The sequence below is a fragment of the Paenibacillus sp. J31TS4 genome (assembly GCF_018403265.1).
Lineage (GTDB): Bacteria > Bacillota > Bacilli > Paenibacillales > NBRC-103111 > J31TS4.
Genome location: NZ_BOSI01000001.1, coordinates 731,025 through 747,286, shown reverse-complemented (window position 1 = coordinate 747,286; position 16,262 = coordinate 731,025). Strand labels below are relative to the sequence as shown.

General features: G+C 58.8%; 14 protein-coding genes. 9 read left to right on the top strand and 5 right to left on the bottom strand.

Annotated features, from left to right (window positions below):
- Nucleotide 1 precedes the first annotated feature (1 nt).
- Nucleotides 2–1,978, top strand: coding sequence for a DNA topoisomerase IV subunit B (parE, locus tag KJS47_RS03310; RefSeq protein WP_213522757.1), 1,977 nt, complete (start codon nucleotides 2–4; stop codon nucleotides 1,976–1,978).
- Nucleotides 1,979–1,995: 17 nt separating this feature from the next.
- Nucleotides 1,996–4,443 (top strand): DNA gyrase subunit A, encoded by a 2,448-nt coding sequence (gyrA, locus tag KJS47_RS03305; RefSeq protein WP_213522755.1) that lies wholly within the window; start codon nucleotides 1,996–1,998, stop codon nucleotides 4,441–4,443.
- Here the strand turns inward: gyrA and KJS47_RS03300 are convergent.
- The gene (locus KJS47_RS03300; protein WP_213522753.1) at nucleotides 4,434–4,604 is read right to left on the bottom strand and encodes a hypothetical protein; all 171 of its coding nucleotides are present in this window, start codon (nucleotides 4,602–4,604) and stop codon (nucleotides 4,434–4,436) included. The genes gyrA and KJS47_RS03300 overlap by 10 nt on opposite strands.
- 213 nt (nucleotides 4,605–4,817) lie before the next feature.
- On the opposite strand from KJS47_RS03300, the gene KJS47_RS03295 reads away from it, so the two are divergent.
- Nucleotides 4,818–5,228, top strand: coding sequence for a MarR family winged helix-turn-helix transcriptional regulator (locus tag KJS47_RS03295; protein ID WP_213522750.1), 411 nt, complete (start codon nucleotides 4,818–4,820; stop codon nucleotides 5,226–5,228).
- A gap of 172 nt (nucleotides 5,229–5,400) precedes the next feature.
- On the opposite strand, the gene KJS47_RS03290 is transcribed toward KJS47_RS03295, so the two are convergent.
- The gene (locus KJS47_RS03290) at nucleotides 5,401–6,108 is read right to left on the bottom strand and encodes an RluA family pseudouridine synthase (RefSeq protein ID WP_213522748.1); all 708 of its coding nucleotides are present in this window, start codon (nucleotides 6,106–6,108) and stop codon (nucleotides 5,401–5,403) included.
- Nucleotide 6,109: 1 nt separating this feature from the next.
- Entirely contained in the window at nucleotides 6,110–6,973 is an 864-nt protein-coding gene (locus tag KJS47_RS03285; RefSeq protein WP_213522747.1) for a class I SAM-dependent methyltransferase, read from the bottom strand.
- A gap of 267 nt (nucleotides 6,974–7,240) precedes the next feature.
- Here KJS47_RS03285 and glgB point away from each other — a divergent pair, with 267 nt between their 5' ends.
- The 4 genes from glgB to glgA are packed head-to-tail and all read left to right on the top strand — an operon-like array spanning nucleotide 7,241 to nucleotide 13,045.
- Entirely contained in the window at nucleotides 7,241–9,253 is a 2,013-nt protein-coding gene (gene glgB, locus KJS47_RS03280; protein ID WP_213522745.1) for a 1,4-alpha-glucan branching protein GlgB, read from the top strand.
- 50 nt (nucleotides 9,254–9,303) lie between these two features.
- On the top strand, nucleotides 9,304–10,440 hold the full coding sequence (locus KJS47_RS03275) for a glucose-1-phosphate adenylyltransferase (RefSeq protein ID WP_213522743.1): 1,137 nt from the start codon (nucleotides 9,304–9,306) through the stop codon (nucleotides 10,438–10,440).
- Between the two features lie 21 nt (nucleotides 10,441–10,461).
- The gene (gene glgD, locus KJS47_RS03270) at nucleotides 10,462–11,574 is read left to right on the top strand and encodes a glucose-1-phosphate adenylyltransferase subunit GlgD (RefSeq protein WP_213522742.1); all 1,113 of its coding nucleotides are present in this window, start codon (nucleotides 10,462–10,464) and stop codon (nucleotides 11,572–11,574) included.
- Between the two features lie 28 nt (nucleotides 11,575–11,602).
- Nucleotides 11,603–13,045: a glycogen synthase GlgA gene (gene glgA, locus KJS47_RS03265; protein ID WP_213522741.1), complete on the top strand. Its 1,443-nt coding sequence runs from the start codon at nucleotides 11,603–11,605 to the stop codon at nucleotides 13,043–13,045.
- A gap of 128 nt (nucleotides 13,046–13,173) precedes the next feature.
- On the opposite strand, the gene KJS47_RS03260 is transcribed toward glgA, so the two are convergent.
- Together KJS47_RS03260 and lepB are read right to left on the bottom strand one after the other, a co-directional pair.
- On the bottom strand, nucleotides 13,174–13,824 hold the full coding sequence (locus KJS47_RS03260; protein WP_213522740.1) for a TraR/DksA C4-type zinc finger protein: 651 nt from the start codon (nucleotides 13,822–13,824) through the stop codon (nucleotides 13,174–13,176).
- A gap of 190 nt (nucleotides 13,825–14,014) precedes the next feature.
- A complete protein-coding gene (gene lepB / locus KJS47_RS03255) occupies nucleotides 14,015–14,563 on the bottom strand; it encodes a signal peptidase I (RefSeq protein WP_213522739.1) in 549 nt (182 codons plus the stop codon).
- Between the two features lie 385 nt (nucleotides 14,564–14,948).
- Here lepB and KJS47_RS03250 point away from each other — a divergent pair, with 385 nt between their 5' ends.
- Entirely contained in the window at nucleotides 14,949–15,407 is a 459-nt protein-coding gene (locus KJS47_RS03250; protein ID WP_249716074.1) for a MarR family winged helix-turn-helix transcriptional regulator, read from the top strand.
- A 77-nt stretch (nucleotides 15,408–15,484) separates the two neighbouring features.
- Nucleotides 15,485–16,237 (top strand): SDR family NAD(P)-dependent oxidoreductase, encoded by a 753-nt coding sequence (locus KJS47_RS03245; protein ID WP_213522738.1) that lies wholly within the window; start codon nucleotides 15,485–15,487, stop codon nucleotides 16,235–16,237.
- Nucleotides 16,238–16,262 lie beyond the last annotated feature (25 nt).

The window sequence follows — 16,262 nt, the reverse complement described above, 5'->3', positions numbered from 1 at the left end:
CATGACGGAACAGCTTGACTTATTCACAGAAGAGCATAAAGCCGCTTCTCCTGCCTATGAAGCGGATGACATACAAGTACTGGAAGGCCTGGCGGCGGTACGTAAGCGGCCGGGTATGTATATTGGCAGCACCAGCAGCTCGGGTCTGCATCATTTGGTCTGGGAGATCGTCGACAATGCCGTCGACGAGCATCTGGCCAAGCATTGCACCGCGATCGACGTAACGATCCACAAGGATCAGTCGTGTACGGTGCGCGATAATGGACGCGGCATTCCGACGGGTATGCACAAGATGGGCATCCCTACTCCGCAGGTCGTATTCACCATCCTGCACGCTGGAGGAAAGTTTGGGGGCGCGGGCTACAAAAAGTCCGGCGGCCTTCATGGCGTGGGCGCCTCGGTAACAAATGCGCTCTCCGAATGGCTGGAGGTCGAAATCTACCGAGACGGGAAAATCCACAAGCAGCGATTCGAATATTGGACGGATGAGAACGGCAAGGAGCATGTCGGCGAGCCGGTCACCGGCCTGGAGGTTACCGGAACAACGAACCGGACCGGCACGAAGGTGACGTTCAAGCCGGACAAGCGCGTGTTCCAGAGCGGCATCTCCCTGAACTACGACACACTCGCCGAGCGTTTGCAGGAGATCGCCTTTTTGAATTCGGGCCTCAAGGTGACGATCAAGGACGAGCGGACGGATAAGCAGGACACGTTCGAATACGAGGGGGGCGCGAGCCAGTTCGTCCAGTATTTGAACGACGGCAAGACGGTGCTGCACGATGTCATTCATTTCGCCGCCGAGAAGGACGACATCGAGGTCGAAATCGCCCTTCAATACAACGACGGCTACACGGAGACGATCGTTTCGTTCGTCAACTCGATCCCGACGCGGGGCGGAGGGACGCACGAGACCGGTTTCAAGACCGCATATACCCGAATCATGAATGAATATGCCCGCAAGGCGGGCATTTTGAAAGAGAAGGATAAAAATCTCGAGGGCAACGACCTGCGGGAAGGCCTCATGTCCGTCATCAATATCAAGATGGGCGAGGTCGAATTCGTCGGCCAGACGAAGGACCAGCTCGGCAGCGCCTCGGCCAGAAGCGCCGTCGACTCGGTCGTCTCCGATAAGATGGCAGTCTTCCTAGAGGAGAATCCGCAGATCGCCCAGATGATGCTGAAAAAGGCGGTCCAATCGGCGAAAGCGCGGGAAGCGGCCCGCAAGGCGCGGGAGGAGGTCCGCTCCGGCAAGAAAGGAAGAAGCGAGAGCTCGAACCTGAACGGCAAGCTGACGCCGGCGCAGTCCAAGGATTACGCCAAAAACGAGCTGTTCATCGTCGAAGGAGACTCCGCAGGCGGCTCGGCCAAGCAGGGACGCGATTCCAAGCATCAGGCGATTTTGCCGCTTAAGGGAAAGCCGATGAACCCGGAGAAGGCCAAGCTTACCGATATTCTCAAAAACGACGAATACAAGGCGATCATCTCGGCGATCGGCGCCGGGGTAGGGAGCGAGTTCGCCGAGGAAGAGAGCAATTACGGCAAGATCATCATCATGACGGATGCCGATACCGACGGCGCTCACATCCAGGTGCTCCTCTTGACCTTCTTCTACCGCTACATGAAGCCGCTGATCGATACCGGCCGCGTCTTCATCGCCCAGCCGCCTCTTTACAAGCTTAGCAAGAAGGCCGGCAAAAACTCGGTCGAGAAGTATGTCTTCTCCGACGAAGAGCTGCAGGCTGCGCTGAAGGAGCTCGGGAAGAACGTCGAAATACAGCGGTACAAAGGACTTGGGGAGATGAACCCCGAGCAGCTGTGGGAGACGACGATGAACCCGGAAGGGCGCACACTCTTCCAGGTGATGATCGAGGATGCGGCCAAGGCGGAGCGCCGGGTAACGACGCTTATGGGCGACAAGGTCGACCCGCGCAAGCGCTGGATTATCGAGAACGTGGACTTTACGGAATTCGAAGAATAGAGGAGACGTAACGACACATGAGTATGCTGGAACAACTATTACCCGCCTTTCTGGAGGATGTGGTCGGCGACCGGTTCGGGCGGTACTCCAAATATATCATTCAGGACCGCGCCATTCCCGACGTCCGGGACGGCCTTAAGCCCGTGCAGCGGCGCATCCTGTATTCCATGTACGAAGCGGGCAACACGCCGGACAAGTCTTACCGCAAATCGGCCAAGACGGTAGGCGACGTCATGGGCAACTATCACCCGCACGGGGATTCGTCGATCTATGAGGGCATGGCGCGGATGGCGCAGCCATGGAAGATGGGGCATGTCCTCATCGACGGCCATGGCAACTGGGGCTCGATCGACGACGATCCGGCGGCCGCCATGCGGTATACCGAGGCCCGGCTGTCGCCGATCGCGATGGAACTGCTGCGAGATATCGACAAGCGGACGGTCCAGTTCAAGGACAACTTCGACAATACGGCGAAGGAGCCCGTCGTACTGCCTTCGCGTTACCCCAATCTGCTTGTCAACGGAGTGAGCGGAATCTCCTCCGGCTTCGCAACCGAGATTCCGCCGCATAATTTGCGGGAAGTGATCGACGCCTGCATCGCAGTCATGGAGAACCCGCAGATCGAGCTGGAGGAGCTCATGCGCACGGTTCAAGGTCCGGACTTTCCGACCGGCGGCATTATTATGGGCGAGGAAGGGATCAAGGAAGCGTTCCGCACCGGCAAAGGGCGGATCTACCTACGCGCCCGCACGGCGATTGAGGATTTGAAAGGCGGACGCCAGCAGATCGTCATCACCGAGATCCCGTATCAGGTCGTTAAGTCGCGGCTCGTTACGGCGATGGAAAACATCCGGCTCGAGAAAAAAGTCGAGGGGATTGCCGAGGTGCGGGACGAGAGCGGCCGCAACGGCCTGCGGATCGTCGTTGAGCTGAAGAAAGAGGCCGACGCCCAGGGCATTCTCGCCTACCTGCTGAAGAAAACCGATCTGCAGGTCAACTACAACTTCAATATGGTGGCGATCGTCAACAAGACACCGATGCAGCTTGGCCTCAAGCAGCTGCTCGAAGCCTATATCGAGCACCAGAAGGAAGTCGTCACCTACCGGACCCGCTACGAGCTCGAAAAAGCCGAGGACCGCGCCCATGTGCTGGAGGGGCTTGTCAAGGCACTGAACATTCTGGACGACGTCATCGCCACGATCAAGGCGTCCAAAAATCGCCAGGATGCTCAGAAAAACCTGATCGAGCAGTACGGCTTCACCGAGCGGCAAGCCGATGCAATCCTGACGCTCCAGCTGTACCGGCTGACCAATCTGGAGATTACTTCGCTCGAGAAGGAGCTGAAGGAGCTCAGAAAGCTGATCGAGCAGCTGCGCGGCATACTCGCCAGCACGGCCAAGCTGCTCAAGGTGATCAAGACCGAGCTGACGGAGATTCGCACCAAGTACGGCATCGACCGCCGGTCCGAAATCCAGGGAGAGATCGAGGAGCTGAAGGTCAACGTCGAGGTTATGGTCACCTCCGAAGATGTGCTGGTGGCGCTGTCCGGCGAAGGGTATATCAAGCGGACCAGCAAGCTGTCCTTTACCCGCTCGGGCGGGGAGACGGACAATACGGGTCTCAAGGAAGGGGACTATCTTCGGTTCCTGCTCGACGTGAATACGCTGGAGAATCTGCTGATCTTCACGGGGAAGGGACAGTATTACCTGCTGCCTGTCCATCAAATTCCGGAGTACAAGTGGAAGGAAAACGGAACGGCGATCGTGAACGTCATTCCGCTCCCCAAGGACGACCGGATCGCGGCCGTCATTCCGGTCAAGAGCTTCGAGGAGGCGGACCGCTCGCTCCTGTTCGTAACCCGGCGGGGCCAGGTAAAGCGGACGGAGCTGAAGGAATACCAGACGAACCGTTCGAGCGGCGTACTGGCTATCAAGGTGGCGGAGGGCGACGAGGTGATCGCCGTAGAATTGTCGGACGGCAAGAAGGAGCTGCTGCTCGTCTCGAAGACGGGCATGTGCATCCGCTTCCCGGAAGAAGAAGTGAACCGGATGGGCCGCGCGGCGGCCGGCGTCCGGGGGATCCAACTGAAGGAAGGCGACGAGGTGGTCGCCGCCGAATGGGTAGAGGGAGAAGAAGGGGAGATCCTGGTCATGTCCGATCTCGGCTACGCCAAGCGGTCGCTCCTGCTCGATTATCCGGTGCAGGGACGGGGAGGCAAGGGCGTCTTCACGTTTGAGTTCAAGGACGGCAAGCGGGTGCGTTCCAATGGCAGCGCGCTTGTGCAGGCGTTCGCCGTCAAAGAAGCGTTCGAGCTGACCACTATTCTGTCGAACGGGGAAAAGGTGGCGGTCTCCACCGAGAAAGCCCCGATCGAAGAACGGAAATCGAACGGCAAGCAGATCGTACCCGCAACCAAAGGCGTGACAGTTGTACATCTTCTGAAGAAGACGCCGGGTCAGTCGTAGCCGATCCCGGGAGGATCGAGGCGCTCGAGAAGATGGAGAACCAGTTCCAGAACAGCCCAGGCGGGCATCGGCTCCTCAAGCCGGTGCTGCCAGCTGGGGTCGTGGATTAAACCTTCCTTGAGCGCCCGTTCGACGAGCTCTCGTTTCGCTTCCTGATCCATAAGGGATCCTCCTTTGCCCGAAGGGCCGAGAGTAATAGTCCGATGATCCAGTGGGTGCGCCTATAGGCATAGTATGTAGAATGCCGTCTAATGGTACACATCCCTGCCTGATCGTATCGATTAATGTAATAAAGTATTAACGCAACTAACCTTTTCGCTCCGCTATCCGGGTGGTATAATGGAGATATTCCTGATACCCGGAGGGATGCGCAGATGTATACGAACGACTTTGCCAAGCTATGGTTTAAGCTTTCCAAGGACATGAAGACGTATATGGAAACTCAGCTGGCCCCCACCCTTACGGAAGGGCAGCTGCATGTTCTGGAGCTTCTGCGGGCCAATGACAAGATGAAACCCTCGGATTTCATTGCCTATCTTGAAACGACGCCGGCCGCGATTACAACGCTGCTCGACCGGATGGAAAAGGGCGGCCTTATTGTCCGCGAGCGGGACGGCCACGACCGCCGGATCGTCTGGATCAAGCCGACCGAGCTCGGCCATTCGGAATGCACGCGAGGCGTCGAGGTGAGAGAGCAGTTTTTGAACAGCCATCTAAACCGAATTTCCGCTCATAACCAGCAGCTGCTCGTGTATCTGCTGGGCAAAATAGCCAATGCTTCGTAGCTCCGCCCTTTGGGCGGAAGAGAGAAGCGGCACACAACTAAATAAGATCGTCCGGGTCAAGCCGGATGCACGGACAGCATGAACAACCCCGCAAGCAGAAAGACCAGGCAGAAGCCTGGGTTCCCGTTTGCGGGGTTGTTGTATGCTCGGGCGACGCTAGGACAGGCTGACGTCAAAACCTCGCCGGCAGCAGGTCCGGCCACAGCGTCCATGGATCGTCGGCAGGCGGTCTGCTGGTGAACGTCAGCGTCTCTCCGAGCGTCGGATGGGGGAAGGAGAGCTCGGCCGCCCAAAGGGCGAGCTGCTGTCCAGGCTTGTTGACAGACGTTCCGTAGCGCTGATCGCCATAGAGCGGGCAGCCGATCGTCGCCAGCTGGACGCGGATCTGATGAGGACGCCCCGTCTTGAGCCGGACACGGACGAGAGACAGTTCGTCCCGGCTAGCGAGCGTCTCGTAATCGAGAATCGCTTCCTTGGCTCCTTCGCTGCCGGCTCGCACGACAGAGACGGTGTTCGTCCGGCTGTCCTTGCGCAGATGGTGGACCAGCCGGGCGGAGGCTTCGGCCGGACGGCCTCGTACGACCGCCAGATAGGTCTTGCCCAGCTTATGGGTTCGGACGGCGTCCGACAGCCGCGAAGCCGCCTTGGACGTCTTGGCGAACACCATAGCGCCGCCGACCGGTCGGTCGAGCCGGTGGACGAGCCCAAGGAAGACGTTGCCAGGCTTCTGGTGCCGCTCCTTGAGATCCTCTTTGAGCGCGGTCAGGAGGTCGAGGTCCCCCGATGCGTCCTCCTGGGTCGGCATGTTGACCGGCTTCACGACGACGAGCACATGGTTATCCTCGTGCAGCACCGGGACGGCGGGCCGGGAGCTCCTCATCTCAAGACTCCCAGCGGCCGAGAATGCCGCACGGCAGATTGAGCCCGGAGGAGGTGATCGGCAGGCCGATTTCGCCTGCGCTGATTTGCCCGCCGTACCGCTGCTTGAGCGTCATCGTCAGAATATTGACGAGAACCGAGCTGGAGATGCCCGTCGTGTAGGAGTTGATCAGGAAGAAGAGCGGGTTGTCCGTCAGAATGGACAAGCACTGCTCGACGAACGGATACAGATTCGTCTCCAGCTTCCACATCTCCCCGTTCGGCCCGCGCCCGTAGGAGGGCGGGTCCATGATGATCGCGTCGTAGCGGTTGCCGCGCCGCTGCTCCCGCTGCACGAATTTGAAGACGTCATCCGTTATGTAACGGACCGGCCGCTCGGCGAGTCCGGAGAGAGCGGCGTTTTCCTTGGCCCACTGGACCATTCCCTTGGCGGCGTCGACATGCACAACCTCCGCGCCCACCGAGGCGCAGGCGACCGTGGCCCCTCCGGTATAAGCGAACAGATTAAGCACCTTGATCGGCCGGCGCGCGGACCGGATCTTGTCCATCATCCAGTCCCAGTTGGCGGCCTGCTCGGGGAAGAGACCGGTATGCTTGAAGCTCGTCGGCTTGATGTGGAAGGCCAGCTCCTTGTAGCGGATCGTCCATCTCTCCGGCAGCTTCACGCGCTCCTTCCATTGGCCGCCTCCGCTCGAGCTGCGGTAATACCGGGCGCTTGCCTCCAGCCAAAGGCCGGATTCGTCGGCGATGGGCCAGATGATCTGGGGATCGGGACGGCGAAGGACGAACCCGCCCCAGCGTTCGAGCTTTTCACCGCCGCCCGTATCGATTAATTCAAAGTCTTGCCATCCATTTGCCACATACATGAGGAAACCTCTCTTCGTAATAGTCATAGTCTTGATAATGTTCTTATTCTACATGACCGGGAGTTTGTTATCCAGCCGCAGCCGGCCGGCATGAGAAGACAGAAAACTTTGACATTTGGCTGCTCGGTTTCTTAACGCTTCGAATCGGGTAAGGAAACAGATACAGCCTGTCTTCCATTGGGAATACTATCCGGAACAGGTGCCGGCGGTGGTGTCCCCGGACGCCCCGCCAGCTGACAACGGTACAGAAAGAGGCTAAGGAGACGGATGAAGACGACATTGCCGAGCGAGCAGGATTTGTTCTTGTTTCATCAAGGAACCCAGCATCACAGCTATCGATGGATGGGCGCCCATCCGACCGTCGAGGAAGGGATGCCGGGTGTCCGCTTCACCGTATGGGCGCCCCGCGCGCAGAGCGTGAGCGTCGCCGGAGATTTCAACGGCTGGGATGCGGAAGAGTATCCGCTTGAGAAACGAACGGAAGGCGGCCTATGGACGGGCTTTCTTCCCGGAGTGGAGGAAGGGGCCGTTTACAAATACGTGATCGTGACCCCGGACGGGGAGCGCCTTTTCAAGGCCGACCCATACGGCTTTTATGCCGAGCTGCGTCCCGCCACCGCCTCGGTCGTCCACCGGCTGGGAGCCTACCTCTGGGGAGACGGCGCCTGGGAACGGACCAAGAAGCGGAGAACGAGCTACAAGCGGCCGATGGCGATCTACGAGGTCCATCTCGGATCCTGGCGGACCAAAGAGGACGGAAGCTTTTATACATATGAAGAATTGGCGGATACGCTGGTCCCCTACGTGAAAGAACAAGGTTTCACCCATATCGAGCTGCTGCCCGTCAACGAGCATCCGTTCGACCGCTCTTGGGGCTACCAGATCACCGGCTACTATGCCGTGACGAGCCGCTACGGCACGCCGGATCAATTCAAGCTGCTCGTTGACCGCTGCCACCAAGAGGGGATCGGAGTCATCCTGGACTGGGTGCCCGGCCATTTTTGCAAGGATGCGCAGGGCCTTCGGCTTTTCGACGGCACCCCCGCCTACGAATACGCCGATTCCCGCAAAGCGGAGAAGCCGCAGTGGGGCACGCTGACGTTCGACTACAGCAAGGGAGAGGTCAGGAGCTTCCTTATCTCCAACGCGCTCTTCTGGATGAACGAATATCATATCGACGGCTTGCGGGTCGATGCCGTGGCCAGCATGATGGAGCTCAATTTCGACAAGCCGGCGTCCATGTGGACGCTGAACGCCGAAGGAGGGACCGACAATCTCGAGGCGCTCTCGTTCCTCCGGGAACTAAACCGGACGGTCTTTCACTATTATCCCCAGGCGCTCATGATCGCCGAGGACTCGTCGGACCGCCCGCTTATTACCGGTCCGGTCCACGAAGGGGGACTGGGCTTCAATTACAAATGGAACATGGGCTGGATGAACGACATGCTGCGTTACATGGCGCTTCCCGTGGAAGAACGCCGGCATCGGCACAACTTGATTACGTTCTCGCTTATGTACGCCTTCTCGGAGAATTATGTGCTGCCCCTGTCCCACGACGAGGTTGTCCACGGCAAAAAATCGCTGCTCGACAAAATGCCCGGCGATTACTGGAGCAAATTCGCGAACCTGCGCCTGTTCTACGGCTACTGGATGACCCATCCGGGCAAAAAGCTGCTATTCATGGGCGGCGAGCTCGGCATGTTCTCCGAGTGGAAGGATCTCGAGCAGGTGGATTGGCATCTGCTTGAGTTCGAAAAGCACCAGCAGATGCACGACTACGTCCGTGGGCTCAACCGGCTCTATGCGGAGGAGCCCGCTCTGTGGGAGCTTGATCACGAGCCGGCCGGCTTCGAGTGGATCGATGCGGACAATGCGGAGCAGGGGATCGTATCATTCATCCGCAGAGGCAAGAGAAGGGCGGACGATCTGTGCATCGTCTGCAACTTTACGCCGGCCGTCTACCACGGGTACCGGATCGGCGTTCCCGCTTCGGGCGATTGGCGGGAGGTCTGGAACAGCGACTGGCCCCAGTACGGCGGCTCCGGCCAATATAACGGAGCGCCGGTGACGGCAGGGAAGAAGCCGTTCCACGGCAAGCCGTACAGCACCGAGGTCACCATCCCGCCGTTTGGCTGCTTCATCCTGAAACGGGAGGCGGCCAAGCGGCGCAAGGCGGAGCAGGCCGTTCGGCAGAAGGCAGAACGGTCCTCCATCAAGCCGAAGGCAGCGTCGGTTTCACGCCGGACAACCGCCCGGAACGCCAAACAGCCTACTCTGTAAACGTCCTTACGATCATCTCACGCATCCAAATGAGGAGAGGAGCAGCGTCTATGAAGAGAAAAGAGATTGTCGCCATGCTTCTGGCTGGAGGAGAGGGCAAGCGGCTCGGCCCCCTTACGAGCAACTTGGCCAAGCCGGCCGTCCACTTCGGGGGCAAATACCGGATCATCGACTTTCCGCTCAGCAACTGCACCAACTCGGGGATCGATACCGTCGGCGTTTTGACGCAGTATCAGCCACTCGTACTGAACTCCTATCTCGGCATCGGCAGCCCGTGGGACCTCGACCGCAACGAAGGCGGAGTGGCCGTCCTGCCGCCCTATGTCCGTCAGGATGGAGGGGAGTGGTACAAGGGGACAGCCAACGCCATCTACCAGAACATCGGATTCGTCGAACGGTACCAGCCCGAGTACGTGCTGGTCATCTCCGGAGATCATATCTACAAGATGGATTACGACCTGCTGCTCGACTTCCACAAAAAAGAGCAGGCCGACGCAACGATTGCGGTGCTGGAAGTGCCGTGGGACGAAGCGAGCCGGTTCGGCATCATGAATACCGACGAAGGCAATCGAATCACCTCGTTCGTCGAGAAGCCGGCCGAGCCGAAGAGCAATCTTGCGTCGATGGGCGTCTATATCTTTACCTGGGAGGTGCTGAAGCGGTATCTCGAAGAGGACGAAGCCAATCCGGCCTCTTCCAACGACTTCGGCAAGGATATCATTCCGGCCATGCTCGGAGACGAGCGCCGCATCATGGCGTATCCGTTCCAGGACTACTGGAAGGACGTCGGTACGATCAAGAGCTTGTGGGAGGCGAACATGGATCTCCTTGAGGCGGACTCCCAGCTCAACCTGAACGATCGCTCCTGGCGGATCTATTCGGTCAATCCGAACCAGCCCGCCCAATACGTGGCGGCATCCGCGCACGTGAGAAACTGCCTCATTAACGAGGGCTGTCTGGTCCAGGGGGAGGTCGAGCATTCCGTCTTATCGTACGGCGTCCGGATCGGAGAGGGCAGCCGCATCAAGGATTCGTTCCTCATGCCCAACGTCAAGATCGGACGGAACGTCGTCATCGAGAAGGCAATCGTCGGCGAAGGCGCCGTCGTGGAGGACGGAGCCGTATACAGAAGCGAAGAGGGAGCGGATATCCAGCTGATCGGCACCTCGGATATGCTCGACAACTAACGGAAGGGGAGGCGGTTTCCTATGAAGCAAGTATTGGGCGTAATCAATCTGGTGAACGAGCTGGACGATCTCGAAGAGCTGACGTACAACCGCACCATAGCCTCCGTCCCGTTCGGGGGCCGATACCGGCTGATCGATTTCATTCTGTCGAGCATGGTCAACTCGGACATCCACTCGGTTGCCGTCTTTGCACATACGAAGTACCGGTCGCTGATGGACCATATCGGCTCCGGACGGGAATGGGATCTTGCCCGTAAGAGGAGCGGCCTGTTTCTGCTGCCCCCGGCCGTCGAGGAAGTTCAGGAGATGCTCAAGGGCGATCTGTACTACTTCCACAAGCACCGGGATTTCTTCTACCGCAGCTCGCAGGAGTACGTTGTCATCGCCCGCTCGCACATGGTGTGCAACATCAACCTGAAGGAAGTCGTGAACGCACACATCGAGCGCGGCGCGGATATAACGATGGTGTACCAGCAGTCCGGCGAGCCGCAGCTGGGCAAATGCCGGCGGATCGAGACCGACGCGGAAGGCCGGGTGACCGACATCCTCGATCACTTCGGCCCGACGAACAGCGAGAAGATCTCTCTCGACATCTTCGTCATGCGCAAGGATTTGCTGCTCGACCTGGTCGAGACGTCACTCGCCAAGGGCTACGACCATTTCACCCGGAACGCCATCATGAACAACCGGGAGCGGCTCAAGATTTACGGGTACGCGTACAAGGGCTATTTGGGCGTGGTCAACACGATCCCCGCCTACTTCAAGCACAGCATGGACCTGCTCAATCCGGACATCTGGACGCGGCTTTTTTATGATACCGGCAACCAGATCTATACGAAGATCAAGGATGAGCCTCCGTGCCATTATACGGAGCAATCGCATGTCGCCAATTCGCTCATCGCGAATGGCTGCCGGATCGAGGGTGAGGTCGAGAACAGCATCGTTTTCCGCGGCGTCAAGATCGGCAAAGGGGCGAAGATCCGCAACAGCATCGTGATGCAGAACTGCGTCATCGGAGAAGACGTTTCCCTCGAGAACGCGATCCTGGATAAGGATGTCACGGTAGGCAGGGGCAGCACGCTCAAGGGCAGCCCGAACGCCCCGTTCCTCGCGCCGAAGCGCAAACGCATCTAGCCGTCAGGGCAAGGAGGGTAAGGTAAGCATGAAGATTTTGTTCGCCGCTTCCGAAGCGGTCCCATTCGTCAAAACAGGGGGATTGGCGGACGTCATCGGGTCATTGCCCCAAGCGCTCAAGGAGCTTGGCCATGACGTTCGCGTTATTCTGCCGAAGTATGAAGACATTCCGGAGTCGTACCGCGACGGGATGACGCTCCTCGATTCGTTCACCGTTCCGGTCGGGTGGCGCAACCAGTATTGCGGGGTGGAACAGCTGGAGCTGGAAGGCGTCGTCTATTATTTCATCGACAACGAATTTTATTTCCGCCGCAAGGGCATTTACGGTTACGGGGACGATGCCGAGCGGTTCGTCTTTTTCAGCCGGGCGGTGGCGGACGCGATTCCGCGTCTCGGCTTTCTCCCGGATATCGTGCACTGCAACGATTGGCAAACCGGGCTCGTCCCGTTCTGCCTCAAGGTGCACCATGGCCACCAGGAGGAGTACGCTCGCATCCGCACCGTCTTCACGATCCATAACCTGAAGTACCAGGGACGGTTCAACCGCGGGCTGCTGCAGGATCTGCTCGGCGTCGGCGACGAATACTTCACAGCCGACAAGCTGGAGTTCTACGGCGACGGCAGCTGCATGAAAGGCGGGCTTGTCTATTCGGATGCGGTTACGACCGTGAGTCCGACCTATGCGGAGGAAATCCGGACCAGGGCGTTCGGGGAAGGGCTCGACGGCATGCTGCGCGCGAGAGGAGACGACCTGCTCGGCATTCTGAACGGCATCGACGCCGCCGATTACGATCCGATGAAGGATCCGAATCTGGCGGTGCCCTACCGGAATTCAATGGCCAAGAAGAGACTGAACAAATCGAGGCTGCAGGAGGAGGTCGGACTCCCGGTGAGGGAGGACGTGCCGCTCATCGGTATCGTCTCGCGGCTCGTCGAGCAAAAGGGCTTCGACCTGATCGCCTGCGTGCTGGACGATATCCTGAGGCTTGACGTGCAGCTCGTGGTGCTCGGAACAGGGGATCGGACCTACGAAGAGCTGTTCCGGGACGCGGCCGGGCGGTATCCGGACAAGCTATCCGCGAATATCCGGTTCCATGAGCCGCTCTCCCGCCGTATCTACGCCGGCTCGGATCTGTTCCTCATGCCGTCGCTGTTCGAGCCGTGCGGCCTCGGTCAGCTGATCGCGCTCCGCTACAAGGCGGCTCCGATCGTGCGGGAGACAGGCGGACTCAAGGATACGGTGCAGGCGTTCGACGAACTCACCGGACAGGGCAACGGCTTCAGCTTCGCCAATTACAACGCCCACGACATGCTGTATACGATCGAACGGGCGGTCAAGCTGTACCAGGATCCCAAGCTGTGGGCGACGCTTGCGGACAATATGGGCCGCAAAGACTTCAGCTGGAGGCGCTCGGCCCAGCAGTATGCGTCGATGTACGGCAAGCTGCTCGCAGAGCGCTGCCTGGTATAGGACTTGTACCGCACCACCAAAAGAGTGTACCCGCACCAACCGCATCGAGCGTGTAACAAGACCAAGCAGTAAAAAAACCGGACCGCTCAAGGAGCGATCCGGTTTTTTGTGCGCTTCCGCGCGGCGCTTCAGCGGTCCGGATCCGTCTCGTCCGGTTTCTCCGAAGGGTTGGCGAGGGTTTTGTCGACCGTATAGCCTTTGTCGGCGTCGTCCTCGATCAGCATGCCGTCGTCGTAGCTCGCCATATCCCGGTTCTCCGACATGGCGGGCGAATCCGAGTTGCCGTAATCCTCCACCCGGTCCCAGGCATTCTCGCCGAGCGATTCGTTCCGCTCGTCGTTCAGGCCCCGGTGCAGCTGGCCCGAGTTCGGCGACATGACGTCCTCCTCCACAGGCCGGTCGTCGGGGACCGAGCGGTTCGGCGTATGCTCGACGCAGTATTCGGTGAACGGCAGCGCCTGGAGCCGCTCGAACGGAATCTCGCGTCCGCACGTTATGCAGCGGCCGTACTGTCCGTTCTCCATGCTCTCCAGCGCCCGGTTGATCTCCTCCAAATGCTCCTCGTCGGTATCGTGAAGCGCGAGATCGCGGCTGCGCTCGAACAGCTCCGTGCCGAGGTCGCCCGGGTGGTTGTCGACGGCGCTCAGCTCGCCGACCGATTCGCGGAGCGACTCGTCCTCATCGACTCCTTCCCCCTGGCCGAGGCGGGCTTCCAGGTCCTCTTTTTCTTCCAGCAGCTCCTTCTTCAGCTCGTCGATTTGCTGTTCGGTCAAACTCATGGCAGTCTCCTCCTCTTCGCTGGCTGCGGCGCTTCCGGAGCACCGACCGTCTTCTCTTCCTTACCCGAAACAAGGGGGGAGTGAAGCGGCCCCCGGCAAGTGACCGGCTGAAAAAGGGGCACCGGTACGCAAAAACCCCGCTTCTCCGGTGTAGGGAGAAGCGGGGTTTGCTGCTGCGGCGTGCCGCTGCTTACATTTTTTTGCCCAGAACGTGGCTGAGCGGGATATAGCCGATATCCCGGCTGTCCAGGCTATGGTTGCGATTGTCGCCGAGTACGAAGACATGGCCTTCAGGTACGACCCACTTCTTGCTGGATGTATAAGTCATCGGCTCGTTCAGATACGGTTCGTCCAGTGGTTCCCCGTTCCGGTAGACTTTATGGTCTTTGAATTCAATCTCATCTCCTGCTTTGCCGATGACCCGCTTGATGAAGATAATCTGTTCGTCGGCCTTGCCGGAGAGGAGGCTCAGCAGCCCGTTCTCGAGCACGTCGTCGCGGAACGTGCGCTCCCGGTCGACGCGGCTGTCCAAGATGACGATGTCGTTGTAATCCGGTTCATATGAAAACGTATGAGACAGCTTGGAGACGAACACCCGCTCATTGTCGCGCAGTGTCGGATCCATCGAATGGCCGGACACTTTGGTCGGCTGGAAGACGAAGACGCCGATCAGCATGGCAAGCAGAAACGCAATGCCGAGCGAGCTTCCCCAATGCCATACTTCTTTCCAAACCTTCATGGGAGTCCCTGCCTTCCGTAAAGTCATTATGATCAAAGTATACCACGAAGCGATGGAGCGGGAAAAGCCCGTGCCCGGCGGGCCACACCGGCTGTGGTTGTCAAGGGAGGGGAGCTTGGTGCCGTTCTGCGTTATCGATCGCCGGTATACCAGGAATCCCGCATGAAGGACGGGAGGGAGCCTCATACTAAACGCTGCTGAGTCCGAAAACGGTAGTATGTTTTCGCGCGAGTCTCCCAGCCCGGTGCTTGGCGTTACAGGAGGGTGGTCAACCGCATGCCTTCGAAGACAGGTTGACTTCGCCCGTTTTCTATTTTAATATTGAATTGTTAAGAGCTTTTAACTATTATCATGACGCTTGGATTCGCCTTTAAGCATATGGGGGGTGATAGGGTTCGAGCAGAGCAAGAAAGAACAGCTATCCCGTTTGATCTCCGGTCAGATCACGCAGTTCGTCATCCAGTTCTCCAAGCTGCTGGAGAGCGATTTGACGGCATCGCAGTATGCTATCCTCCATCTCCTTAAGATGGAGGGTCCGCAGTCTAGTTCGCGGCTGGCGGAAGCGCTCGGCGTCACGCTGCCGGCGGTGACGAACCTTGCGAATAAATTGGTTCGAAAAGGATATGTAGAGCGCACCGTTCCCGAAACGGACAGAAGGACCGTCCTCTTGAGCATAACGGAGGAGGGACTCGGCGTCGTCAATCGGATGGACAAGCATTGGATGGACTTCATGGAGGAGCTGCTAGAGGACACCTCAAGCGAGGAGCTTGATGCGCTGATCGCCTCCTATGACCGGATCGGCGCCAAGTCCCGGAAGGTATGGGAGCGAGGCAGCCGGGCTTGACGGCCGGCCGAACGAACCGGTATAAGGACCGCGGCCATTCATCACACCACAGCAAACATCATGGGGAGGAACACAACATGGGGAAAATGACAGGCAAAGTCGCAATCGTAACCGGTGCCGCCGGAGGAATGGGCAAAGCGGACGCGATGCTCCTGGCCCAAGAGGGCGCCAAGGTCGTCATCACGGATATTCAGGAAGAGAAGGCACAGCAGGTCGTCCAAGAAATCAAGGAGAACGGCGGCGAAGCGATCGGCTTCAAGCAGAACGTCGCATCCGAGGAGGACTGGGTCCGCGTCGTGGAAGGCACCATCGAAGCATTCGGCAAGATCGACGTTCTGGTCAACAATGCCGGCATCTCCGGCGCGACTCCGATGCTGGAGATGACACTCGAGCAATGGGACCGCATTATGTCGATCAACCTGACGGGCACCTTCCTGGGCCAAAAGCACGTCATTCCGCATATGCAGAAAAACGGCGGCGGTTCGATCGTTAACATTTCCTCGATCGCCGGCTTGACCGGCGGCAGCGGAGCGGGCGCCTATACCGCCTCCAAGGGTGCTGTCCGCATGCTGACCAAGGCGACGGCCGTTGACTTCGCCAAGGACAACATCCGCGTCAATTCGGTTCATCCGGGCTTCATCAAAACCCCGATGACCGTCGACCTGATGAACGACGAGAAGATGAGAGGCTGGTTCCTGTCCATGACCCCGATTCCGCGCCTCGGAGAAGCGGAAGACATCGCCAAGGCGGTTCTGTTCCTCGCCTCCGACGATTCTTCTTACATTACCGGCATCGAAATCCCGGTAGATGGCGGTTACTCCGCGAAGTAAGCAGGCAATATACCGCAAGTTTTCT